The sequence below is a fragment of the Kitasatospora sp. NPDC030952 genome, assembly GCF_055571335.1.
Genome location: NZ_JBVIFM010000004.1, coordinates 345,227 through 367,885, shown reverse-complemented (window position 1 = coordinate 367,885; position 22,659 = coordinate 345,227). Strand labels below are relative to the sequence as shown.

Annotated in this window: 21 protein-coding genes; 13 read left to right on the top strand and 8 right to left on the bottom strand. The window is 73.6% G+C overall.

Annotated features, from left to right (window positions below):
- The first annotated feature begins 124 nt into the window (after window positions 1-124).
- Entirely contained in the window at window positions 125-928 is an 804-nt protein-coding gene (locus ACZ47G_RS11310) for a thioesterase family protein (RefSeq protein WP_465741290.1), read from the top strand.
- Window positions 929-977: 49 nt separating this feature from the next.
- Here the strand turns inward: ACZ47G_RS11310 and ACZ47G_RS11305 are convergent, their stop codons facing one another.
- Window positions 978-2,303: a radical SAM protein gene (locus ACZ47G_RS11305; protein ID WP_465741288.1), complete on the bottom strand. Its 1,326-nt coding sequence runs from the start codon at window positions 2,301-2,303 to the stop codon at window positions 978-980.
- A gap of 434 nt (window positions 2,304-2,737) precedes the next feature.
- On the opposite strand from ACZ47G_RS11305, the gene ACZ47G_RS11300 reads away from it, so the two are divergent.
- A complete protein-coding gene (locus ACZ47G_RS11300) occupies window positions 2,738-4,048 on the top strand; it encodes a family 2 encapsulin nanocompartment cargo protein terpene cyclase (RefSeq protein ID WP_465741286.1) in 1,311 nt (436 codons plus the stop codon).
- A 63-nt stretch (window positions 4,049-4,111) separates the two neighbouring features.
- Window positions 4,112-4,990 (top strand): geranyl diphosphate 2-C-methyltransferase, encoded by an 879-nt coding sequence (locus ACZ47G_RS11295; RefSeq protein ID WP_465741284.1) that lies wholly within the window; start codon window positions 4,112-4,114, stop codon window positions 4,988-4,990.
- Between the two features lie 88 nt (window positions 4,991-5,078).
- Here the strand turns inward: ACZ47G_RS11295 and ACZ47G_RS11290 are convergent, their stop codons facing one another.
- Entirely contained in the window at window positions 5,079-5,732 is a 654-nt protein-coding gene (locus tag ACZ47G_RS11290) for a dihydrofolate reductase family protein (protein ID WP_465741282.1), read from the bottom strand.
- Window positions 5,733-6,011: 279 nt separating this feature from the next.
- Between ACZ47G_RS11290 and ACZ47G_RS11285 the strand changes: the two genes are divergently transcribed.
- Window positions 6,012-7,082 carry a phosphatidylinositol-specific phospholipase C domain-containing protein gene (locus ACZ47G_RS11285; RefSeq protein WP_465741280.1) on the top strand — a complete coding sequence of 357 codons (1,071 nt, stop codon included), beginning with the start codon at window positions 6,012-6,014 and terminating at the stop codon, window positions 7,080-7,082.
- A gap of 23 nt (window positions 7,083-7,105) precedes the next feature.
- Here the strand turns inward: ACZ47G_RS11285 and ACZ47G_RS11280 are convergent, their stop codons facing one another.
- Window positions 7,106-8,314, bottom strand: a complete 1,209-nt coding sequence (locus tag ACZ47G_RS11280; RefSeq protein WP_465741278.1) for a glycosyltransferase — start codon at window positions 8,312-8,314, stop codon at window positions 7,106-7,108.
- 219 nt (window positions 8,315-8,533) lie between these two features.
- Between ACZ47G_RS11280 and ACZ47G_RS11275 the strand changes: the two genes are divergently transcribed.
- The 4 genes from ACZ47G_RS11275 to ACZ47G_RS11260 all read left to right on the top strand — a co-directional run bounded on the left by ACZ47G_RS11275 (window position 8,534) and on the right by ACZ47G_RS11260 (window position 12,972).
- Window positions 8,534-8,926, top strand: coding sequence for a ribonuclease (locus tag ACZ47G_RS11275; RefSeq protein ID WP_465741276.1), 393 nt, complete (start codon window positions 8,534-8,536; stop codon window positions 8,924-8,926).
- Window positions 8,927-9,088: 162 nt separating this feature from the next.
- Window positions 9,089-9,226 carry a hypothetical protein gene (locus ACZ47G_RS11270; protein WP_465741274.1) on the top strand — a complete coding sequence of 46 codons (138 nt, stop codon included), beginning with the start codon at window positions 9,089-9,091 and terminating at the stop codon, window positions 9,224-9,226.
- A 293-nt stretch (window positions 9,227-9,519) separates the two neighbouring features.
- Window positions 9,520-11,130: a multicopper oxidase family protein gene (locus ACZ47G_RS11265; RefSeq protein ID WP_465741272.1), complete on the top strand. Its 1,611-nt coding sequence runs from the start codon at window positions 9,520-9,522 to the stop codon at window positions 11,128-11,130.
- A gap of 450 nt (window positions 11,131-11,580) precedes the next feature.
- On the top strand, window positions 11,581-12,972 hold the full coding sequence (locus ACZ47G_RS11260; protein ID WP_465741270.1) for a hypothetical protein: 1,392 nt from the start codon (window positions 11,581-11,583) through the stop codon (window positions 12,970-12,972).
- A gap of 107 nt (window positions 12,973-13,079) precedes the next feature.
- Here ACZ47G_RS11260 and ACZ47G_RS11255 read toward each other — a convergent pair whose 3' ends face one another.
- The 4 genes from ACZ47G_RS11255 to ACZ47G_RS11240 form a co-directional block, all read right to left on the bottom strand.
- Window positions 13,080-13,334 carry a hypothetical protein gene (locus ACZ47G_RS11255; protein WP_465741268.1) on the bottom strand — a complete coding sequence of 85 codons (255 nt, stop codon included), beginning with the start codon at window positions 13,332-13,334 and terminating at the stop codon, window positions 13,080-13,082.
- Between the two features lie 193 nt (window positions 13,335-13,527).
- Window positions 13,528-14,544 carry an MASE1 domain-containing protein gene (locus tag ACZ47G_RS11250; protein ID WP_465741266.1) on the bottom strand — a complete coding sequence of 339 codons (1,017 nt, stop codon included), beginning with the start codon at window positions 14,542-14,544 and terminating at the stop codon, window positions 13,528-13,530.
- 154 nt (window positions 14,545-14,698) lie between these two features.
- On the bottom strand, window positions 14,699-15,517 hold the full coding sequence (locus ACZ47G_RS11245) for a PP2C family protein-serine/threonine phosphatase (RefSeq protein ID WP_465741264.1): 819 nt from the start codon (window positions 15,515-15,517) through the stop codon (window positions 14,699-14,701).
- A 194-nt stretch (window positions 15,518-15,711) separates the two neighbouring features.
- Window positions 15,712-16,353 (bottom strand): hypothetical protein, encoded by a 642-nt coding sequence (locus ACZ47G_RS11240; protein ID WP_465741262.1) that lies wholly within the window; start codon window positions 16,351-16,353, stop codon window positions 15,712-15,714.
- A gap of 215 nt (window positions 16,354-16,568) precedes the next feature.
- Between ACZ47G_RS11240 and ACZ47G_RS11235 the strand changes: the two genes are divergently transcribed.
- Window positions 16,569-17,654 carry a LacI family DNA-binding transcriptional regulator gene (locus ACZ47G_RS11235; protein ID WP_465741260.1) on the top strand — a complete coding sequence of 362 codons (1,086 nt, stop codon included), beginning with the start codon at window positions 16,569-16,571 and terminating at the stop codon, window positions 17,652-17,654.
- A 223-nt stretch (window positions 17,655-17,877) separates the two neighbouring features.
- On the opposite strand, the gene ACZ47G_RS11230 is transcribed toward ACZ47G_RS11235, so the two are convergent.
- The gene (locus ACZ47G_RS11230; RefSeq protein ID WP_465741472.1) at window positions 17,878-18,981 is read right to left on the bottom strand and encodes an aryl-sulfate sulfotransferase; all 1,104 of its coding nucleotides are present in this window, start codon (window positions 18,979-18,981) and stop codon (window positions 17,878-17,880) included.
- Between the two features lie 127 nt (window positions 18,982-19,108).
- On the opposite strand from ACZ47G_RS11230, the gene ACZ47G_RS11225 reads away from it, so the two are divergent.
- From ACZ47G_RS11225 to ACZ47G_RS11210, 4 genes are all read left to right on the top strand, one after another.
- Window positions 19,109-19,699: a helix-turn-helix domain-containing protein gene (locus ACZ47G_RS11225; RefSeq protein ID WP_465741258.1), complete on the top strand. Its 591-nt coding sequence runs from the start codon at window positions 19,109-19,111 to the stop codon at window positions 19,697-19,699.
- Window positions 19,700-20,022: 323 nt separating this feature from the next.
- Window positions 20,023-20,892 (top strand): ABC transporter permease, encoded by an 870-nt coding sequence (locus tag ACZ47G_RS11220; protein ID WP_465741256.1) that lies wholly within the window; start codon window positions 20,023-20,025, stop codon window positions 20,890-20,892.
- The gene (locus ACZ47G_RS11215; RefSeq protein ID WP_465741254.1) at window positions 20,865-21,593 is read left to right on the top strand and encodes an ABC transporter ATP-binding protein; all 729 of its coding nucleotides are present in this window, start codon (window positions 20,865-20,867) and stop codon (window positions 21,591-21,593) included. Before ACZ47G_RS11220 ends, ACZ47G_RS11215 begins: the two co-directional genes overlap by 28 nt.
- Before the next feature lie 25 nt (window positions 21,594-21,618).
- Window positions 21,619-22,644: an ABC transporter substrate-binding protein gene (locus tag ACZ47G_RS11210; protein ID WP_465741252.1), complete on the top strand. Its 1,026-nt coding sequence runs from the start codon at window positions 21,619-21,621 to the stop codon at window positions 22,642-22,644.
- The last annotated feature ends 15 nt before the right edge of the window (window positions 22,645-22,659 follow it).

Below are 22,659 nucleotides of genomic sequence, written 5' to 3'. Positions count from 1 at the left end.
TGTGGGGCGCATCACAGCTCCCGGGGCGGTTCGGGCTCCTACGATCGTGATCGCGGACGCCGGTCACGCCGAGGCCGGCGCCCCTTCGGTACCACCAGTGATCCGGCCCGAGGAGAAGCGCACCTTGACCACCCCCACCGCCGCGCCCGACAGCTACTACCAGCGCACCGGCGAGCACCGCTACAAGCCGACCGCCCACGCGCAGGGCGCCTGGCACCCCGACGAGCAGCACTTCAGCCCGGTGGGCGGGCTGATCGCCCACGCGATCGACCGCCACCGGGCCGACCGCCCCGCCGACGGCCTGGCCCTGGCCCGGATCAGCTACGACATACTCGGCCTGATCGCCCTGGACGAGCTGGAGATCACGGTGGAGACCCTCCGCCCCGGCCGCACCATCGAGCTGGTGGAGGCGGTGGCCTCGATCGGCGGCCGCGCCGTGGTGCGGGCCCGGGCCTGGTTCCTGGCCGAGCAGGACACCACCGCCGTGGCCGGCACCCACGACCAACGGCTGCCCGCGCCCGAGGAGTTCGAGCCCTGGCCGATGGGCGAGCAGTGGGCCGGCGGCTACATCGCCTCGGTCGAGGTCCGCCGACGCTCCACCGCCCCCGGCCGGGCCGCCGCCTGGCTGTCGACTCCGCTGGAACTGGTCGCCGGGGAGCCCAGCGGCCCGCACGCCGCCTTCATCGCCCTGGTCGACACCGCCAACGGCATCGCCGTCCGGGAGCGGCCGACCGCCTGGATGTTCCCCAACACCGATCTGACGATCCACTTCCACCGCCGCCCCGGCGGCGGCTGGACCGGCCTGGACACCGGCGTCAGCTTCGGGCCGGCCGGGCACGGCGTCACCAGCACCGTGCTGCACGACGTCCACGGGCCGGTGGGCCGGGCCGAGCAGATCCTCACCGTCCGCCCGTTGGCCGGGAGTTGACGACTCCGGCCGCTGCCGCCTGCCCGGGCGGCAGCGGCCGGGGCGCGGCTCAGCCCGGCAGCGAATCCATGAAGGAACTGACCGAGAACACCGCCTTGCCGGGACCAGCCGGCCCGTAGCCGGGCGGGGAGGAGAGGCCGAACTCCTCCAGGGTGGTCCGGTAGGTCTGCAGCAGCCGGATGTGGTACTCCAGCGGCGCGCCCTGCGGGTTGGCCTTGCCCAGCGGGGTGGTGGGCTCGGGGCACCAGGTGGTGAAGCGCGGCACCACGCCGTGGGACATGAAGAAGCGCAGCCCCTCCCGGGTGGAGGCGATCGCCTCGTCGACCGTGGTGAAGCCGAAGGGCTCGGCCATCTCCACACCCGCCACGAAGTTGGGGATCACGTTCTCGGCGCCGAACACCTCGGTGGAGTCCAGGATCCGGCGGTGCCACTCGTCCCGGCCGACGTAGCGCTCCTTGCCGGGGCAGTAGAGCTCGAACAGCCGCTTGTCCCACACCTCGAAGTTGGGGTGGTAGATCTTCACGCCGTAGTCGCGGAAGCGCTGGACGTCGTCGCGCGGCAGCGCCTGGGCGACCACCTTGCCGATCCACCGGTCCGGGAAGCGCTCCTCGATGGCCTTGGCGTACTGCCCGTAGAAGTCGGCCTCGTCCCGGCCGCCGACCTGCGAGGTGATCGCGCCGCCGGTGAGGGTGTACGCCCGGGAGGCGCGGGCGGTGTCGTGGCGGTCGATGATCTCCAGCGCCTCCAGCACCTCCTCGACCGGCTTGACTCCGGTGTACGGGCGGCCGGCGGCCTTGTGCTGGCGCCAGTTGTGGTTGATGTCGCAGTACTGGCACTCCTCCTTGGCGCCGAAGTACTGGCAGACCCGGAACACCGTGAGGTAGATCAGGTAACCCCACTGGATGGTCGGGGCGACCTCCATCACCGACTTCCCGTTGGCCAGGGTGTGGCGGTAGTAGTCCGGCATCGGCGGCAGGCCGACGTCGGCGATCCGCGCGCCGTCCAGGTAGAGCCCGAGCGCGCCGTCCTCGCCCGCGCCGACCCGGTACGGCGAGTCCGGGTTGACCCGCACCGACACCACCGTGCGGCGCAGCCCGTACGGCCCGCCGGTCAGCACCACCTCCTCCGGCGGCCGGTTCAGTGCGGCCGCGCCCAGCTCGGGCAGGGTGCGGTGGTCGAAGGAGAAGATGAAGTAGGACTTCGGCTTGACCTCGCCGCCCCCGTCGGCGCCGGTGCTGCCACTGAGGGCGGACTCGTCGAAGGCCATGCCGCCGCGCAGCAGGTCCTCCTTGATCACCGCCTCCCGGGGCACGTCGGGGAAGCGCTCCATGAGGTCCTCGACGAGGGCGGTGCGGCTGCGGGCCTGGCTCTCCATGCGCTGGTCTTCCTTCCTGGCCGCGTTCCTCTCACGGCGCCCGGCCCATTCTTCTCCCTCTTACGCGGACGGCCGGACTCCGGCCCGCCCGACGGCCGGACACCGCCCGCCGGGTGGAGCGGGACACGTGCGGTGGTCGACAGGTTGACGCCGGGAGCGGCCGGATCGATGCATGACAGGGGCATGGGCAAACGCCGACAGCCGGAACGTTCACCCTATCGGGTGTAGAAGATCGTCCGTTGCGATCCGGAACGGGCTTTCGCGCCTACCGTTGGTCAGCGAGCGAGACGGGGCCCGCGGCGTGGAGTTCCCCTTCGCGGCAGGCGGGATGACGACCCGTCACATCATGCGATCCCTCTCAGAGGAGGCTCCATGCCCCTGCGCACCCGAATGGACACACCACCCGGGCCCGTCCACGCCCCGGCGGTGGGCTCATGAGCTCCCCGGCGATCGAGCGGATCCTCGGCGGGCCCACTGGACTGGGCACCGCCGGGCTGCAGTTGAGGCCGCCGACGCCGGAGGCCGTGGCACCGGAGGCTGTGGCACCGGAGGTCACGGCTCCCGTCGAGGCCCCGGCCGCGGACGCCCCGGCGGCCGAGGCGGCACTGGTCGATGCGGTGTCGGCCGCCGCGGTGGAGGCCGTGGCCGAGGCGCTCGAAGCCGTGCTCCCCGACGTCCGCCTGCCGTCCGTCCCCGCGCTGCCGTCCGTCCCCGGCCTGGCCTTCGGGGCCCCGGCCGCGGCGCCGAGCGGCGGGAAGCCCAAGCTCGGCGACCCCATCCCCGGCCTCTACCACCACCCGATCGCCGAGCCCGACCCGGTCCGGGTGGAGGCGCTCAGCCTCAAGATCAAGGCCTGGGCGATCGACGAGATCGAGCTCTACCCGCCGGAGTGGGAGAAGGACTTCGACGGCTTCTCCACCGGGCGCTACATGGTGGCCTGCCACCCGGACGCGCCGAGCGTCGACCACCTGATGCTCGCGGCTCGGCTGATGGTCGCCGAGAACGCGGTGGACGACTGCTACTGCGAGGACCTCGGCGGCTCGCCGGTCGGCCTGGGCAGCCGCCTGCTGCTCGCGCACACCGCGCTGGACCCGCTGCACACCACCGCGGAGTACCAGCCGGCCTGGGAGGCCTCGCTCTCCGAGGACGCGCCCCGGCGCTCGTACCGCTCGGCGATGGACTACTTCGTCCGCGCCTCCACGCCCTCCCAGGCGGACCGCTTCCGGCACGACATGGCGCGGCTGCACCTGGGGTACCTGGCCGAGGCGGCATGGGCCGAGACCGAGACCGTCCCGGAGGTGTGGGAGTACCTGGCGATGCGCCAGTTCAACAACTTCCGCCCCTGCCCGACGATCACCGACACCGTCGGCGGCTACGAACTGCCCGTCGAACTGCACGCGCTGCCCGCCATGCAGCGGATCATCGCGCTGGCCGGCAACGCCACCACGATCGTCAACGACCTGTACTCGTACACCAAGGAGCTGGCCACCCCTGGGCTCCACCTGAACCTGCCGGTGGTGATCTCCGAGCGCGAGGGCGTCTCGCGCCAGGAGGGCTACCTGAAGGCCGTCGAGGTGCACAACGAGCTGATGCACGCCTTCGAGGCCGAGTCCGCCGCGCTGGCCGTCGCCTGCCCGGTGCCGACGCTCGTGCGGTTCCTGCGCGGGGTGGCCGCCTGGCTCGACGGCAACCACTACTGGCACCAGACCAACACCCACCGCTACAGCCTGCCCGACTTCTGGTAACGCGCCGGTCGGCAGTCGCCCGTTTTCCGATAACCAACCCTGACAACACTGGAGTTGACCCACATGTCCCTGACCGACGACCTCACCACCCCCGGCAGCGCCATCCCCGGCCCGGCGACTCCGTACCAGAGCGACATCGCGCGTTACTGGAACAACGAGGCCCGCCCGGTGAACCTGCGCCTGGGCGACGTCGACGGCCTCTACCACCACCACTACGGCATCGGCGAGGTCGACCAGGCGGCGATCGGCGACCCGGCCGACAGCGAGCGCGAGAAGAAGGTCATCGCCGAGCTGCACCGCCTGGAGTCCGCCCAGGCCGACGTCCTGCTCGACCACCTCGGCGGCATCGAGGCCGAGCACACCCTGCTCGACGCCGGCTGCGGCCGCGGCGGCTCGATGGTCATGGCCCACCAGCGCTTCGGTTGCCGGGTCGAGGGCCTGACCCTCTCCACCCAGCAGGCCGAATTCGGCAACAAGCGCGCCGCCGAGCTGGGCATCGGGGACTTCGTCCGCTCCCGGGTCGCCAACATGCTGGACATGCCGCTGGAGAACGGCTCGGTGATGGGCTCCTGGAACAACGAGTCCAGCATGTACGTCGACCTGCACGACCTGTTCGCCGAGCACTCCCGGGTGCTGGCGGTCGGCGGCCGGTACGTGACCATCACCGGCTGCTGGAACCCTAAGTACGGACAGCCGTCGAAGTGGGTCTCGCAGATCAACGCCCACTTCGAGTGCAACATCCACTCCCGCCGCGAGTACCTGCGGGCGATGGCCGACAACCGCCTGGTGCCCCAGGCCGTCATCGACCTCACCCCGGACACCCTGCCCTACTGGGAGCTGCGGAACACCACCTCGCTGGTCACCGGCATCGAGGAGGCGTTCATCGAGTCCTACAAGGACGGTTCCTTCCAGTACGTGCTGATCGCGGCCGACCGGGTCTGACCCGGCGCCGGACCGACGGGCGGCTTCCCCGCAGCGGCGCGGGGAGGCCGCCCGTCGGCTGTCGTCCGCTCGGCCGTCGGCGGCTCGGCTACACCGCGGCGGGGCGGGTGAAGGTGACGTGGGTGACCCCGCTCGGGCTGCTCACCACCTCGGTGTCGAAGCGCCGCTCCAGGTCCTCCAGCCCGGCCCAGAGCGACTCGCCCCGCCCGAGCACGACCGGCACCACGACCACGTGCAGATGGTCGACCAGGTCGGCCTCCAGGAAGGCCCGGATCATGCTCGGGCCGCCGCCCAGCCGCACGTCCTGCCCGCCGGCCGCCTCCCGGGCCTGCCGCAGCGCCTCCTCGGGGGTGGCGTCGATGAAGTGGAAGACCGTCCCGCCCTCCATCTCCACGCTCGGGCGCGGGTGGTGGGTGAGCACGAAGACCGGGGTGTGGAACGGCGGGTTCGGCCCCCACCAGCCCCGCCAGTCCTCGTTCTCCCACGGGCCGCGCTGCGGGCCGAACTTGTTGCGGCCCATGATCTCCACGCCGATGCCGTCGCCCCAGGCGCGGGCCATCGCGTCGTCCACTCCGGTGCTGCCGCCCTCCTGGCCCTGCATCCGGCGGAAGGTGCGGGTGCCGAAGAACCAGCGGTGCAGCCGGTCGGTCGCGTGCCCGAAGGGCTGTTCCAGGCTCTGTCCCTCGCCGGTGCCGTAGCCGTCGAGGGAGATCGAGAAGTTGTGGACCCGGACCAGGGACATGGTGCTGCCTCCGCTGCTCGTGGCTCTCGGACGGCCGCCCGCGGCCGCCCGCTCGCGGGCAACGCTAGCGTCAGGGGCCGACAATCCTGACGCTCCGTCACGCCCGGGGCGTGGCGTGCGTCACGGGGCGGAGCGGAAGGGGGGAGGCCGGGGCGGAGGTGGCGAAGTCGTCACGCTATTGTCGTGCCTTCTTCACGAGGTGCACGCCCCGTCCGGCGATGCTGCCTCCGGCGGCCCGCACCGGCGGCCGCCGCGACCGACCCCGGGGGGACGATTCCGATGACCGTACGCCGTACCCTGGCGGGCCTGCTGGCCACCGGCCTGCTCGCCACCGCCGCATCCCTGCTGCCCACCGCGGCCCCCGCCGCCGCCGACACCGGCGCCGGTGACCTGCCGTTCGGCTCGGCCACCACCGTCGGCCTGCACAACACCTACGACCCGGCCGCCTACCCGTACCTCGCCCAGAGCCTGGACACCGGCACCGGCATGATCGAACTCGACCTCTGGACCGACGTCGTCACCAAGGAGTGGAAGGTCAGCCACTCCAACCCGCTCGGCAACTCCAACAACTGCACCGCCGCCGACACCCCGGCCCAGCTCTACGGCGGCGGCACCAACAAGAACCTGGAGCACTGCCTGGACGACGTCCGGGTCTGGCTCGGCGCCCACCCGGGCGCCGGACCGCTGGTCGTCAAGCTGGAGCTGAAGGGCGGTTTCGCCGCCAACCTCGGGATGGGCCCGGACCAGCTCGACGCGCTGATCGCCGCCCACCTCGGCAGCGCGGTGCTGCGCCCGGCCGACGTGCTGGCCAAGCCCGGCGGCGGCAGCTACGCCAGCGTCGACGAGGCGGTCCGGGCGGGCAACTGGCCGAGCCGTTCCGCGCTCGCCGGGCGGGTGCTGCTCTACGCGATCCCGGGCACGGTCGAGGAGAACAACCCCTTCGACACCCTGCACACCGACGTCGAGTACGGCCGGCACCTGCGCGACCTGGCCGCGGCTGGCCGGCTCGGCCAGGCCCAGCTGTTCCCGGCCGTGCACGGCGCGACCGGCGGCGACCCGCGGACCAAGTACACCGGCGCGGACGCGGCCATCCGCCCCTGGTTCGTGGTCTTCGACGGTGACGCGGCCACCTACCTCAACGGCATCGACACCGCCTGGTACGACCGCTCCCACTACCTGCTGGTGATGACCGACGCCCAGAACGTCGCGCCGCAGATCAGCGCCACCGACCCGACCGTCGACCAGGCCCGCGCCCGCACCGAGCAGCTGGCCCGGGCGCACGCCAGCATCGTCTCCAGCGACTGGCGCAAGCTCCCGGCGGTGCAGTCCCTGGTGCTCACCCGGGGCTGACGCCCCGCCCCGCGACCGGGGCCTCAGCCGAGCCGGTCGATGTGGTCGAGGACGGCGCCGGCGCCGTCCTCGACCGCGACGAGTCCGGCGACGGCGGCCGCGCGGCGGCGGACCGGCTCGGCCAGGGCGGCGGTGATCGCGGCGGCGAGCCGTTCGGCTGTGAGGTCCGCGAACGGCACGGGCTCCGGGGCGAGTCCCAGCCCGTGCAGCCGCGCCGCCCAGAACGGCTGGTCGGCCATCACGGGCACCGGTACGGCGGGGACCCCGGCGCGCAGCGCGGCACCGGTGGTGCCTGCCCCGGCGTGGTGGACGGCGGCGGCGGTGCGGGGGAACAGCCAGTCATGGGGCACGTCTCCGATGGAGAGGACGCCGTCGCCCGCTGCCGCCAGCCCGGCCCAGCCCGCCTGCACCACCGCGCGCACCCCTGCCCGCCGCACTGCCGCCGTCACCAGCTCACCGAGCCGCTCGCCCTCCTCCGGTGCCATGCTGCCGAAACCGATGAACACCGGGGCCGGACCGGCCTGGAGGAAGTCGACCAGGTCGGCCGGCGGCTGCCAGCCCAGTGGCCGGGCGGGCCACCAGAAGCCCGCCACCTCGACCGGGGCCGGCCAGTCCGCCGGGCGCGGCGCCAGCTGGGGGCTGTAGCCGTGGACGACCGGGCGGGTGCGCCCGAGCGGTTCCGGGGCTGCAGTGCCGGGCAGGCCGAGGCGCTCGCGCAGCCGGGCCACGGCGCCGGAGAACAGCCGCTCCGCGCTGCGGAGCCGCTCCCGGCCGGAGGCGAGATTGCCCTCCGGCCCCAGGTCCACTGCGCCACCGGGGCCGGGGAACGGGAACTCGCTGGTGGCGAAGGCGGGTGTGAGGTACGTGCCGAGGACGGGCACGCCGCAGGCCTGACCCGCCGTCAGGGCGAGTGGCGACGGGGCGAAGGCGGTGAGCAGCAGGTCGGCTCCGCCCGCCACGGCGTCTGCCACGCCGTCGGCGATCCCGTCCACGAAGGCGGTCATCAGCGCGCGGGTCTCCTCCGGGGACGTCGCGCGGGCCCTGGCGAGGATCAGCTCCTTCGGGTCCCCCGGCAGCGGCCGGTACTCCAGGCCGCAGGACTCGATCAGCGTCGCGAAGGTCGGATGGGCGGCCACCGCGACCCGGTGTCCGGCGTCCACCAGACGCCGGCCCAGACCGGTGAACGGCGCGACGTCGCCGCGGGAGCCGGTGGTGATGATCAGGACGCGCATGGGGGTGATTCTCCACCGTGGCCCGGCCGGAGGGCACCGGACCGCGTGATCCGAAGGAAAGCACCCGGGCTTCACCGCCGGGCCGCGATGCCGACCGTCACGGCTTGCGACGGCGACTGACCGGCCGGTTCAAGTCATCGGCGGGTACGGCGAGTTGACCGGAGATGAAGACTCCGAACGTGGCTTCCAGCGGGGCCCCGGGCTCGCCATCCTGTTGGCATGACCCGAACTCTACGCGCGTGGAAGACCCGTGCCGCCGCCGTCGCCGTCATCTCCCTGGCCACCCTGGCGCCCGTCGCCGTCGCCACCGAGGCGCACGCCGCGGTGAGCGGCAAGGTGTGCGTGTCCGCCCTGCCGTCCCAGGCCCGGACCACCCTCGACCTGATCGCCAAGGGCGGGCCGTTCCCGTACCGCCAGGACGGCGTGGTGTTCACCAACAAGGAAGGCGTGCTGCCCGCCCAGCGCTCCGGCTACTACCACGAGTACACCGTCGTGACGCCCGGCGCCCCGACCCGTGGCACCCGCCGGATCGTCACCGGCCAGCGCTCCCAGGAGGACTACTACACCGGCGACCACTACGCGACCTTCCGCCTGATCAACTTCGGCTGCTGAGGCCGCTGAAGCGGCTGAGGCTGCTGACGGCAGCCACGCCACCCGTCGCCCCTCCGCCCCTCCGCCCCTCCGGGCCCCGGCCGATCCGGCCGGGGCCCGCTGCCGTCCCCGGGGCACCGCCCGGCAACGACGGGGTGGTCAACCTGGTCAAGCGGGGTCTCCGTGCTGTCGGACGGCAGCCTGAAGGTCCTGCTCTCGCTCGCCGACAACCTCCGCAAGCTGGAACAGAACGCGAGCGACGCGGACGCTCCCGGCAGGGCCGCCGCCGGCCGGAGCGCGGGCCCGGCCGACGGAAGATGAGCGGGAGCGCCGCCCTCCGACCCGCTCCCGCCCGCCCCCGCTCCGAAGGAACACCCTCCCCTTGGGCTGCCCCCCGTGGCCTGCGCCGCCGCTGCGAGCAGCGGCTCTCCGGCCTGAGCCTGCCCACCCCCTTCACCGTCGAGTGCGATCCGCATGGTCGGGGGTTCGATCCGCACGGCCGGGGGTTGTTGAGGACCCGTTTTGTTGAGGACTTGTCAAGGAGCGGTCGAACGATCAGGCTGTTGCGTTCAGTCCCACCAACCCTCACGGACCACCCGAACAACGGAGATCTGATGTCCCGCGACATCGAGGCTCCGGTCGACCCCGACCGGCAGCAGATACGCCGTACCCGGCGCATCATCCACGCGATGACGGCGGTGGCCGTCCTCATCTCGGCCGCCCTCGGCGCCGAGGCGATGGCCGCCCCGCCGCCCCCCGCCCCGCAACCGCCCTCGACGGCCGACCAGGAACACGGCATGCGGGCAGGCATGCCGTTCCAGGACCCGCCCGTCGCGGACGCGGGCAGCGCCGCCGACCCGAACGTCACCATCACCCTGGACGCCACCCGGAGCAGCTTCGACATCTCCGGGCGGGAGGCCTACGGAGCCTCCTACACCGGCTCGTTCGTCGCCCCCACCCTGCACGTGAACCCGGGCGCGACCGTTGCCGTCCACCTGGTCAACCACCTCCCGGTGGCCACCAACCTGCACTTCCACGGGCTGCACGTCTCACCCGAAGGACAGTCCGACGACCCCTTCCTGTGCGTGGCCCCCGGCGCCGACACCACCTACCGGCTGGCGATCCCCGCCGACCACCCCCAGGGCACCTTCTGGTACCACAGCCACGCCATGGGCACCACGTGCCCGGCGCCGGGCACCCCGGACACGGCGGGGATGGCGGGCATGGCGGGCATGGCCGGCGACGTGGAGAACCAGATCTTCGCCGGCCTGTCCGGCGCCCTGGTCGTCGGAGACGACCGCTCCCTGCTCCCGGCAGACCTACAGCACGTCACCGCGCACACCCTGGTGCTCAAGGACGTCCAACTCGACCCGGCCGGGCGCATCCTGCAGAACACCGACACCGCGTCGATCGACTCGGGCAACCCGACCGTGCGCCTGGTCAACGGCCGGCTGCGGCCGGTGCTGTCGATGCGGCCGAACGAGACCCAGCTGTGGCGCCTCGCCAACGCCGGGGCGGACATCTTCTACCGACTCCGGCTCGACGGCTACCACTTCACCGTCGTCGGGGAGGACGGCGTCCCGGTCGCCCGGGTGACCACCGCCGACACCCTGCTGCTGCCCCCGGGCAAGCGCTACGACGTCCTGGTCACCGCCGGCGCCCACCCCGCCAGGGCGAGCCTGCGCACCCTCGCCTACAGCAACGGCCCCCAGGGCGACGCCTATCCGGACACCGAGCTGGCCACGATCAGGATCGCCGGCGGCCGGCAGCGCCGCCTGCCCGAGGTCACCGGCGCCATCCCGACCGCGCCCGCCGACCTCGCCGCCGAGCCGGTCGCCCGGCAGCGCACCGTCGACCTCTCGGAGAGCGCCGACGGCGACACCTTCTACATCAACGGCCGCCAGTTCGCGGCGGGCGAACCCGCCTTCGCCACCCCGGCGAAGCTCGGCACCGTCGAGGAGTGGACCATCGTCAACCACTCCGGCGAGGACCACCCCTTCCACCTCCACACCACCGCCTTCCAGGTGCTCTCCGTCAGCGGCACCGCGCAGCCCTACACCCACCGCCAGGACACCGTCCCGGTGCCCCACGCCGTCGACGGCACCCCCGGCACGGTGGTCATCCGGGTCGCCTTCGCCGACTACCCGGGCAAGTGGATGTTCCACTGCCACATCGCCGCCCACGAGGACCACGGCATGATGAGCTACCTCGACGTGGTCCGGTAGCGGCCCCGGCCACCACGAACCTCATCCGCGGCATGGGGACGGTGGCCTGGCCTGGCCTGGCCGGCAGCCGGCGAACTCCAGGAGCCACCGGGCGCCGGTCCGGAGCCACGGTTCGACCGGTCGCCGGGTGGACCGACCCGCCGAGCCGCGCGGTTGGGCGTACGCCCCTGAGTCCGGCCCGGCGGCGTCCGAGGGGGCGCAGCCGAAGGGCGATCCCGCAGCCGCTGCTGGACGGCCCGTCGCCGGCCGATTCGGAGGTCGTCCTCCAGCAGCAGGTCCGGCCCTCCGCTGCGCGCGAAGGGCGCGGCGCGAGCGACGCCCGCGGCGACTTCCGCCACCGCGTCCGCCGGTTCTCGGCGGCGATCGGCTGGATCGGCGTGGCGGGCAACCGGGTAGGGGCGGGTGGCGTCTTCGCAAGGTCGGAGCAGAACCGTGAGCGGGGAGGGGACGATGGGACGTCGCGAGTTGGAGCCGGAGCTGGCCGCGCTGGTACGGGCGGAGTTCGCGGAGGCGGGGATCGAGGTCACCCTCCACCATGACGTCGCCCGGGACGCCGAGGGGCGGGACTACGGGCTCGGCGGGCTGCTCGAACTGGTGGACCGGCGGCCGGACGTTCCGCTGCCCGAGTTGCGGGAACGGGTCCACGCCCACGTCCTCGAACTGGTCGCCGCGATCCGGGGGCCGGGGGCGGGGCGGGCCGGCACGCCGGAGGAGACGGTCGCCCGGCTCTACCCGCTGCTCCTGGACGCCGCGACCCTGGCCGACCCGGCGCAGTATCCGCACGCGCTCGAAGTCGCGCCCGGGATACTGGAGTTCCTCGCACTGGAGTCGCCGGTCGGTTGGCAGGTGCTGACGTCCGCCGCCGTCGCCGAACTCGGGGACGCGGCGTGGTTGCGCCGGGCCGCGCGGGCGCGGCTCGCCCGGCTGCCCGTCGAGCGGCACGAGCTGCGGCCGGCCGGGCAGGGCGGCGGGCTCCACGTGGTGACCGGGAGTTCGGCGCTGACCGGCAGCCGGGTCCTCGCCCTGGACGCCGTCCACCGCGAGGTGACGGGGCGCCAACTGCCGCCGGACGGCGCGGTGGTGGCGTTCCCCACGCCGTTCTGTCTGCTGTACGCGCCGTTCGACGTCCGGGTGCCGGAGGTACTGCAGGCCCTGATCGAGACGGCGGCCCGGGAGTTCGACGCGTCCGCCGCGCCGCTGTCGCCCCACACCTACTGGTGGCGGGGCGGCGAGCTGACACCGCTCACCGCGGTGGCGGAGGGCGGACTGCTGGACCTGGTGAACGCGGACGAGGTGATCGCCGCGGTCACCCGGCTGGCCGACGGGGGAGCGCCGGCGTCCGGACCGCGCCCGCACCACTACCGCTTCGCGCACCGCCTGCTGCCCTCGCTCACCCACCTGGGGTCGGTGCCGGGGGAGTGGATCGGCGCCGAGTTGCTGCGGCTCTGGGGGGAGTACGGCGAGACGCTGCCCGCGGACCAGCGGCTGGCACCGGACGGACTCCAGGGCGGGTTCGTCCAGGCCGGGCAGCACCGGATGCTCCTCGTCGCGCTCCCGGTGCCGCGGGCGGCGACGGAGGCCTTCGCGGTCGTGCTGGCCTGGCCGGGCGACGGCTCCCCGCAGCGGGCCTTCGCCCTGGAGTACGCGGTCGACCCGGTCACGGGCGAGGGCGGGGCGGTGCTGGGCGAGTGGGAGACGGAGAGCCGGCACCGGCTGCACCGGACGGGTATGACCGCGGAGGCCCGCCCCTTCCTCCAGGCCGTCCTGGCCCTCCTCGACCCGCCGCCCCCGCCCCCGCCGACGTCCGCGAAGGCGAAGCGGCGCGGCCTGTTCCGACGCTGACAGCGGCCCCGCCCCGCCGGCCGAGGGCGTTCCAGCAGTGCGCGCCCCCGGTCGTAGACCCCCGGCCACGCCCCGCCGGCCGCGCGGCTCCGCCGGCTGCCGCGCTGTCAGGGCACCGGGGCGGCCCGGAGCGGGAAGTGACAGGCGGCCAGGTGGTCGTCGGGGCCGTAGGCGGTGAGGGGCGGCTCGGCCTCCGCGCAGATCTGCTGCGCCGCCGCGCCGGACCAGTACTCCGGCTCGTAGCCCTGGAACGGGTCGTCGGCGTCGACGTGCAGCTTCTTGGTGACCTCGCTGACCGTGAGCGTGTTGGGGGTGCGGATCACCGGCCGGTCGCCCGCGATGCAGTCCTCGTAGGCGTACATGTCGTTGACGTCGCTGCCGGTGCGTGCGGCCGGCTCGGCCCCGTCGGGTGGTATCAGTTATGCCGATTTCCCGGACGGAGAGAAGACCCTCGGACGACCGCGGTTCGTCAAGTTTCCATCAAGGAAGGGATCTTGGGGCCCGAGGTGAGGTGTAGGGCGACGTCAACGCCGTCCTCGGGCCGTGGGGGAGCGGCTACCGGGATCCGTCCTCCGGCGGCAGCCACCGGTTGGGGTCGATCTTGCCGGGGGCCAGTCGGTGCACGACCTCGGCGAGTTCGACGCAGGCCTGCTCGATCCGCCGGTAGGTGGTGCGCTGCTCGGCGACGATCGCGGACAGCAGCAGTCCGGTGAGCGCCGCGCAGCCGTTGAGCGCCTGCAGCATCACCATGTCGGCGACCAGCCCGTGCCCGGCGAACGGACCGGCGTGCTTGGTGGCCGCCGCGATGGTGAGCACCGAGACCAGGAGTACGCAGGGCGCCGCGCCGGGCAACTGGAAGCGGAGCGCGGCCCAGATCAGGAACGGGAAGACCAGGAAGAGCAGGCTCAGCGAGGTCGAGGTGACGATCACGGTGACGGCGGCGGTGCCGACCAGCAACAGCACCGGCTCGACCCAGTCGGACGCGCCGAGACCGGCGGGCAGCCGAGCCGTGCGCAGCGCCAGCAGCAGCGGGGTGACCACGAGGACGCCCATCGCGTCGCCGGTCCACCAGGCCGACCAGGTGGACCAGAACCCGTCGGCCGGCAGGGTCCCGTTCAGGACCAGGACGCCGGTGCCGATGCCGGAGCTGATCAGCATCCCGGTGAACGCTCCCAGGAAGACCAGGGCCATGCCGTCCCGGAGCCGGTCCAGCTCGATCCGGAACCGGGCCCGGCGCAGCATCAGGTAGGCGGCGATCGGGGCCAGGGTGTTCCCGGTGACGATGCCGAGCGATCCCCAGCGCGGCGGCCCGGTGACGACGATCACCAGGAACGCGCCCAGGGCCACGCCGGGCCAGATGCGGAGCCCGAACAGCAGCAGGCAGGTGAGCGCGATCCCGGTCGGCGGCCAGAGCGGGGTGACCTTGGCCCCGTCGATCACCACCTGTTGCAGCAGGCCGATCCGCCCGGCGGCGAGATAGACCGCGGTGACCGCGAGCAGGCGCGCGGCGGCCGCGGCCAGGTGGCGGGGGTCGCGGGAACGGGGCGCGGTGGTCGGCGGCATGGTAGTCATCTGACTACGTTCGGGCACCGTGGAGCGGGCGTGACACGCCCGGGCTTCCGGTCGCCGGGCCGCGGCTCGGTCGTCCTGGCTCCGTGGCTCAGGCGTCGTGACTCAGTGGCTCGGTCCCGTCCTGCCTCAGCTGTCGGGGCTCAGCCGTCGTGGCTCAGTCGTCGTGGCGCAGCACCAGCACCGCCGCGTCGTCCGTGTGCCCGGTCAGATCGGCGACCTCCAGCAGTTCGGCCGCCAGTACGTCCGGGTCGTCCGCGATCCGCTCCCGCAGCACGGCCGCCACCCGGGCCAGTCCGGCCTCGATCGGGAACGCGGGCCCCTCGACCACCCCGTCCGTGACCAGCGCGACGACCCCGGTCCCGGAGAGCCGGTGGTGGCTGACCGGGTACGTCTGGCCGGGCAGCACGCCCAGCGGCGGGCCGCCGTCATCGTCGGGGCAGTGCCCCCAGCGGCCGTCGCCGTTCGCCCAGATCGGTGGGACGTGCCCTGCGCGGGCGTGCGAGAGGTCCCCGGTGGCCGGGTCGTAGCGCAGGAAGCTGCAGGTGGCGAAGCGGCGGCTGTCCATGGAGATCAGCAGGTCATTGGCGCGGCCGAGGACCTCGCCGGGGTCCGCGGCCGTCGCCGCCACGGCGCGCAGGCCGACCCGCACCTGGCCCATGATCGCCGCCGCCTCCACGTCATGGCCCTGGACGTCGCCGAGGGAGAAGGCCACCGAGTCGTCCGGCAGCCGGAAGCCGTCGTACCAGTCGCCGCCGATGCTCAGTCCGTGCCTGGCCGGCGCGTACCGGGCGGCCGCCCGCAGCCCGGGCGGCTGCGGCAGCGCGGCCGGCAGCAGCTCGCGCTGCAACGCCTCGGCCAGCTCCACCCGGGCCCGCTGGAGCTCGGCCTGCTCCAGCGCGGAAGCGGTGAGCCGGCCGAGTTCGGTCAGCAGGGCGTCCGCGCTCGGGCGATCGGTGGGGCGGCGACGGCTCATCGACCCTCCGGCGGTGTGTGGGGGCGGGGTGCTCAGGGCCAGCGTATGTCGGCCGAACGGGCGAAGGCCGCCCGAGCGGGCAGCCGACGGCGGCGACCGGACCGACAGTGCGCCCCGCCGGACACACGGTGACCGGCGGGGCCGCCCGGGCGGATCCGCCGGGCCCGCCGACCGCTGCCGCCCGGGGCGGTGGACTACCCGGCCGCCACCGCCACCGCCACCGCGCCGACGACGACCACGATCAGGAGCGGGATCAGCAGCGCGGTCAGGACCGGATGCGCGAGGGCGAAGGACGGGCGCAGGCCGGGGTGGAGCTCGCGCAGCCGGCGGACGGACGTGCGGCCGCTCGCCCACAGGTCCAGGTGGGCGCCCGAGGGGCGGAGGACGCGCTCGATCAGCGCCACGTGGTCCCACTTCTCCGGTTCGAGCAGCAGCGGGGGCTCCTCCGGCTCGCCGGTGACCACGAGCAGCTCCGTCTGCGCCGAGGTCAGGCCGAAGACGTGGTACGACCGGGCGCGTCGCAGGGTGACGGAGCGGGTGTGCCCGCGGCCGTCGGTGACGGCGAGTCGGCCGTTCTCGAACCGCAGCTCCAGTCGCGCCCGTCGTCTGCGGTACACCGTGAACACCGCTGCCGGCCCGCCGAGCAGCAGGACGACCATCAGCACACCCGCGCCGGCTCCCATGCCGTCCTGGGAGGTGCGGGCCACCACCCGCACCGCCGCGCCCGCCAGCGCGAGCGCGGGCACCGGCCAGGCGGCCAGCAGAGGTCCGAACCCGGGCGCCTGGCGCAGCGGCACCGGCCGCAGGACCACCGCGTGCCCAGTCCCGTTCTCCATCCGGCGTTCCCCTCCCCGCGGCGGTCCGGCGCCGCTTGCCCAAACGTTTGGGCAAGCATGGCGACCCCGAACGTTCGGGTCAAGGGAAGCGGTCCGGTGCGGCCCGTTCCGGGGCGATGGACCGCGCCGGGCGCACGTCGGGGACAATGGGCCGCGTCCGGGCCGTCGGCGCGCGGCCGGACGGTCTCGGCAGCCGGCGAGGAGGGGAACGGGACGTGGGGACGGCGGGCGGAAACGGCGGGAACACCGGCGACGGCACCGGCGGGAACACCCCGGCCACGCTCCAGGGCATCGCCCGTGAACTCGGCCTGCACGTCTCCACCGTCTCCCGGGTGCTCAACGGCTCCACCGGCGCGGGTGGCCGCGCCGCCTCGTCGCACACCGCCCAGCGCATCCGCGAGCTGGCCGACCGGCTGGGCTACCGCCCCAACCCGCACGCCGCCAGCCTGCGCACCCGCCGCAGCAACCTCGTCGGCGTGCTCTTCCCCCGCCTGTCGGAGGTCGTCGTGGCGACCATCTACGAGGGCATCGAGCAGGAGGCGACCGAGCACGGCCTGTCCGCCTTCGTCGTCAACACCCATGACGACCCCGCCACGCAGCGGCAGCGCATCGCCATGGTGCTCGGGCGGCGGGTCGACGGCGTGATCATCGGCGACGCACACCTGGACGGCGCGGCGCTGGCCGGCCCGCTGCTGGACGGAACCCCCTACGTGCTGGTCAACCGCCACGCCGGGCCCGAGCACCCGGCCGTCACCTGCGACGACCACCTCGGCGGCCGTCTCGCCGCCGAGCGTCTGCTCGCGCTCGGTCACCGCGACGTGGCCGTCGTCGCCGGCGAGCCGTTCGCCAGCACCGGCGCCGACCGCGCGCGCGGATTCGCCGACCGTTACCGCGAGGCGGGTCTGCCGCTGCCGTCCGACCGCGTCCGGCACTGCCGCTTCGACACCGCGGGTGGGCGCGAGGCCGCGACCGCGCTGCTCGACGCCCTCCCCGGCCGCCGCCCCACCGCGCTGTTCGCCGTCAACGACCTGGCCGCCATCGGCGCGCTGGGCACGGCCCGTGACCTCGGCCTGCGCCTCGGGGAGGACCTGGCGCTGATCGGGTACAACGACACACCGGTCGCCGCCGAACTGCCGGTGGCCCTGACGACCGTCCGGTCCCCGATGGCGGAGCAGGGCCGCGTCGCCGTCCGCGAGCTGCTGCGCGGCATCGCGGGCGACGGGGTGCGATCCCGGCTCCTCGCCCCGGAGCTCGTCGTCCGGGCTTCCTGCGGCCCGCCCGTCGGCCCGCCGCCGCCCTGACGGGCCGGCGGTCCTGGTGATCGGGGCTCGGTGCCAGTGGCGCCGATGACGCCGTGCGCCAGGACCGCGGGCGCCCGCCGTGAGGACGTTCGCGACCGGTGCCGGGCCGGGTCGAGGACGTGCCCGAGGGTTGCGCGGATGAGCGGCTGGAAGCGCATGGAGGTTCCGAACGGACGGTGGCGGCGAACGGCGCTGGAGGGTGATCGGGGTCGGCCCCGGCCGGTCAGAGCCAGGGGATGTCCGCCCGGGCGTAGCGGTACGCCCGGAAGACGGCGTTCTGCGCCCCGCCGGAGGACTCCAGGCCGACTCCCTCGCCGAACGAGCCGAAGTACGGGACGACGTACTCCCAGACCACCTCGCCGTCGGCGGTGACCTCGAAGAGCCGGCCGAACGAGCCCTCCGCGATGAGGGTGTTGCCGTTGGGCAGGCGCTGGGCGCTGGACATGTACGGGCTGTAGAAGTTCTGCGGGGGGTCGTCGCGGTACTCCCAGACGATCGCCCGGCTCGCCCGGTCGACCTCGACCACCCGCGAGTACGGCACCGAAGTCCCCTCCCGGTAGGAGCCGTTGTCGAAGACGAGGATGTTGCCGTCGGCCAGCTCGTGCGGATGGTGCTGCTGGGCGAGGACGTCGGGGCCGAGCCGCCAGGTGACGGCGCCGCTCGCGCGGTCGATGACGACGGCCGTCGACGCGCTGCGGAAGCCCACCATGACGGAGCCGTCGGCGAGTTCGTTGACCGTGTTGGCCATGGGCCAGTGCTCGCGGGCGAAGTGGGGGTCGAGGGCGACCTCGGCCGGGTCGAGCCGCTCGGCGGCGGACCAGCGCCAGACGATCTCGCCGTCCCAGGTCATCTCGTACACCACGTCGCCCCAGATCACCCCGCCCGGTGCCTCGGAGCCGGGGATGCCGCCGCGAACCCGGGGGGCGAACCCGGTGGGGACGGGTTCGACGGCCAGCAGCAGCAGATTGCCGTTGCGCAGGATCTCGGCGTCGTGGTGGTGGAACGGGTGGCGGGCCTCGCGGATCACCGTGCCGTCGGGGGCCACCTGGAGGAACACGCCCCCGTGGTAGACGGCCCAGATCGGGAAGAGCGGTTCGGGCTGCGGGGCCTTGCCCTGGTAGAACAGCGTGCCGTCGGGCAGCAGTCGGGCGTGGCGTCCGGGCGGGTACGGCAGGTTCCAGCGGTGCCGCTCGGTGCCGTCGAGGTCGATCAGGTAGGCCTCGCCGGGGCCGGCGATCGGGGTGACCAGGGTGAGGCCGTCGAAGGCGCGATCGCGGTCGAGTGCGCGCAGACCGGTGCCGCGGCGGCGCAGGGTGTTCTGGTCGATCAAGGGTCTCTCCCGGGCGACGGCGGAATATTGACCACATCAATATGAGCCGGGGATCATTGCCGAAGCGTTGCGGCGGCATGAAACCTTCCGGGAGGCCCCGGGCCCGGCTGCGATACTGGTGGGCATGGCAACGCCGGACCCGACCGAGGCAGGACCGTCGCCCGAGGCGGCGGCCGTCGGTGCCGCGATCCGTCGGCGGCGCAAGGCCCTCGGCATCCGGATGGTGGACCTGGCGGGGGCCGCCGGGCTCTCCCAGCCGTTCCTCAGCCAGCTGGAGCGTGGCCTGGCCACCCCGAGTCTGAGCTCGATCTACCGGATCGCGGCATCCCTGGACTGTCCGCCCGGCGCGTTCCTGCGGCCACGGTCCGGGCCCGGTCCGGTCGCCCACGAGACCGATCCGCAGATCGTCCGGGTCACCGAGAGCGGCGGTCAGGCGGCCGAGGTGCTGATCCCCGGCGGGCAGAGCGCCGCCATGGAGGCGTACCGGCACCACTTCGTCCCCGGCGAACCCGATCGCGAGTGGTTCGAGCACCCGGGTGAGGACTTCCTCTACGTCCTGGAGGGCGAGGTCATCCTCGAACTGCGCGGCCAGCAGCCGGTGTTGCTGCGCCAGGGGCAGAGTGCGCACCATCCGGGCGACGTCCCGCACCGCTGCCGCCCGGCCGACGGCGAGGCCCGGACGCTGCTCGTGGTGTCGTCCGGGTCCCACGGGTGAGCCGGCTCCGGGCTCACCATGCGGAAGCCCCGTTGACTCCGGCGGCGGAGTCCGGCTAGCTTCCCCGGCATGCAGCCGTGCTCCATCTCCCTGACGACCCGCGGTCACATCGACCTCCTGCGGGTCTGTTCCGCTGCCTGTCGCTCCTGCTGAGCGCCTCCACCTTTCGAGAGTCCCGCGCCGTCCGAGTCCGACGGGCCTGAGACGCCCTGACCTGCCCCGGCGCACCGGCTCCAACCTGCCCTTGCACGGCCCCGGTCGACGCCCGCCCTGTGCTGCCCGCCCGTCCCGTGCCGGGGCCCACGCTGCCCTGAGGAGACACCATGTCCGTCGAAGCCGACGCCCTGTCACCACCCCCGGCCATCGCCGCCCGCGCCCCCGCCCCCGCCCCCGAACTCGTCGCCGTCGATGCGGGCACCCGTCGCCGCAGCCGCCTGCCCCGTGCGGTGCGGCGTGCGATCGCGCCCGCCCTGCTGCTGGCCGGGTGGCAGCTGCTGGGAGCGAGCGGCACCCTCTCCGCCCAGACCCTGGCAACGCCGAGCACCGTGCTGGCCAAGGCCGTCGAGCTGATCGCCGACGGCACCCTGCCGTCCGCCCTGGCGATATCAGTGCAGCGGGTGCTCCTCGGCCTGGCCCTCGGCGGCGTGGTCGGCATCGGACTCGCGCTGCTCTCCGGGCTGTCCCGGCTCGGCGAGGACCTGATCGACGCGACCGTCCAGATGCTGCGCACCGTTCCCTTCATCGGGCTGATCCCCCTGCTCATCATCTGGGTGGGGATCGGCGAGGCACCCAAGGTGGTGCTGATCGCGCTGGGGGTCGGCTTCAACCTCTACCTGAACGTCTACGCCGGCATCCGCAGCGTGGACGCCGCCCTGATCGAGACCGGTGAGACGCTCGGACTGAACCGTCGTCAGCAGATCCGGCACATCATCCTCCCGGGTGCGCTGCCCGGCCTGATGACCGGTCTGCGGTACGCGCTGACCGTCTCCTGGCTGGCCCTGGTCTTCGGCGAGACGATCAACGCCGACAACGGCGTCGGCTTCCTGATGAACCAGGCCCGCGAGTTCTTCCAGACGGACGTCATCGTCGTCTGCCTGCTGGTCTACGCCCTGCTCGGCCTGACCGCCGACCTCATCGTCCGTACCCTGGAAAGGACTCTGCTGTCATGGCGACCGACCTTCAGCGGGACGTGACCACCGGCCCCGCCGTCCTGGTCCGTGGTCTGCGACGGGCCTTCGGCGCGGACGTGGTCCTCGACGGACTCGATCTGCGCCTGGAGCCGGGCCAGTTCACGGTCCTGCTCGGCGCGAGCGGCTGCGGCAAGAGCACGCTGCTGCGGATCCTCGCGGGCCTGGACCGGGAGATCGGCGGTGAGGTCCTGGTCCCGCGCCGCCGGGCGGTGGCCTTCCAGACGCCACGGCTGATGCCGTGGAAGAGGGTCTGGCGCAACGTCGTGCTGGGCCTGCCCGGTCGGCCCGACCGGGCGCGCGCCGAGCGGGCGCTCGCCGAGGTCGGCCTCCTGCACCGTGCGGACGCGTGGCCCAAGACCCTCTCCGGCGGTGAGGCGCAGCGCGCCTCACTGGCCCGGGCCCTGGTGCGTGAGCCGGAACTCCTTCTGCTCGACGAGCCGTTCGGCGCACTGGACGCCCTGACCCGGCTGACGGCTCAGCGCCTGGTCGGCGAGGTGTGGGAGCGCCGCCGGTGCGCGGTCCTGCTGGTCACCCACGATGTCGAGGAGGCCGCGCTGCTCGCCGATCGGGTCCTGGTGATGCGCGACGGGGCGATCGTCCACGACTCCCTGGTGGACCTCCCGCGGCCGCGCGAGGCCGCCGACCCCGCCGTCATCGCCCTGCGCGGCGCACTGCTGGCCGAACTCGGCGTCAGCTCCTCCTGATCCGCTCCTACCGAAAGCACGAACCATGACCCTCCTGCTCCGCCGCGCCACCGCCGTCCTCGCCCCCGTGCTGCTCGCCGCCCTGACCGCCTGCGGCTCCTCCGCGTCGAGCTCCACGTCGACCTCCCCGGGGAGCGGCTCCGCCGGGACCCTGAGAGTGGGTGACCAGAAAGGGGGCGCCGCCCAGGCACTGCTGGACGCCTCCGGACAGTCCAAAGGGCTTCCGTACCACATCAGTTGGTCGACCTTCAGTTCCGGACCGCCGATGCTGGAGGCGATCGGCGCCGGCGCGGTGGACATCGGTACGGTGGGCGACACCCCGCCGGTCTTCGCCGGGTCCGCTCACCGGCCGGTCAAGGTCGTCGCCGCGCTGAAGTCCTCGGAGGCCGGAGACGCGGTGCTGGTGCCCAAGGGCTCGGCGCTGGCCGACATCGCCTCGCTCAGGGGGAGGACGATCGCCGTCGCGCAGGGCAGTTCCGCGCACAACACTCTGGTGGCGCTGCTGCTGAAGAGCGGGCTCAGCCCCGCCGACGTGCACCTGAGCTATCTCCAACCGGCTGACGCCCTGGCCGCGTTCAACGCCGGGAAGGTCGACGCCTGGGCGGTGTGGGATCCGTACACCGCGATCGCCGAACAGGCCGGCGGCCGCATCCTGGTCACCGGCGAGCAGGTCGCCGTCGGGCTCGCCTTCGCCGTCTCCTCGGACGGCGCACTGGCGGACCAGGGCCGCAGCAAGCTGGTCGGCGACTACCTCCAGAGGCTGCGCGCGGCCTGGCGCTGGGCCGCCTCGCACCAGGAGGAGTGGGCGCGGGTGTGGTCCAAGCAGGCGGGCGTCCCGTACGACATCGCCCTGGTCTCGGTGAAGCGCACCCAGTCCACGGCGTTCGGGGTCGCGCTGGACGACGACGCCGTGCGGTCCGAGCAGCGGATCGTGGAGACCTTCGCCGCCCAGAAGCTGATCCCGGCGCCCTTCGACTTCGCGGCCATCACCGACCGTCGCTTCAACGCCGACCTGCCGCCGTCCACGACCACGACCGCCCCCGCCAACTGACCCACTCCCCAACCG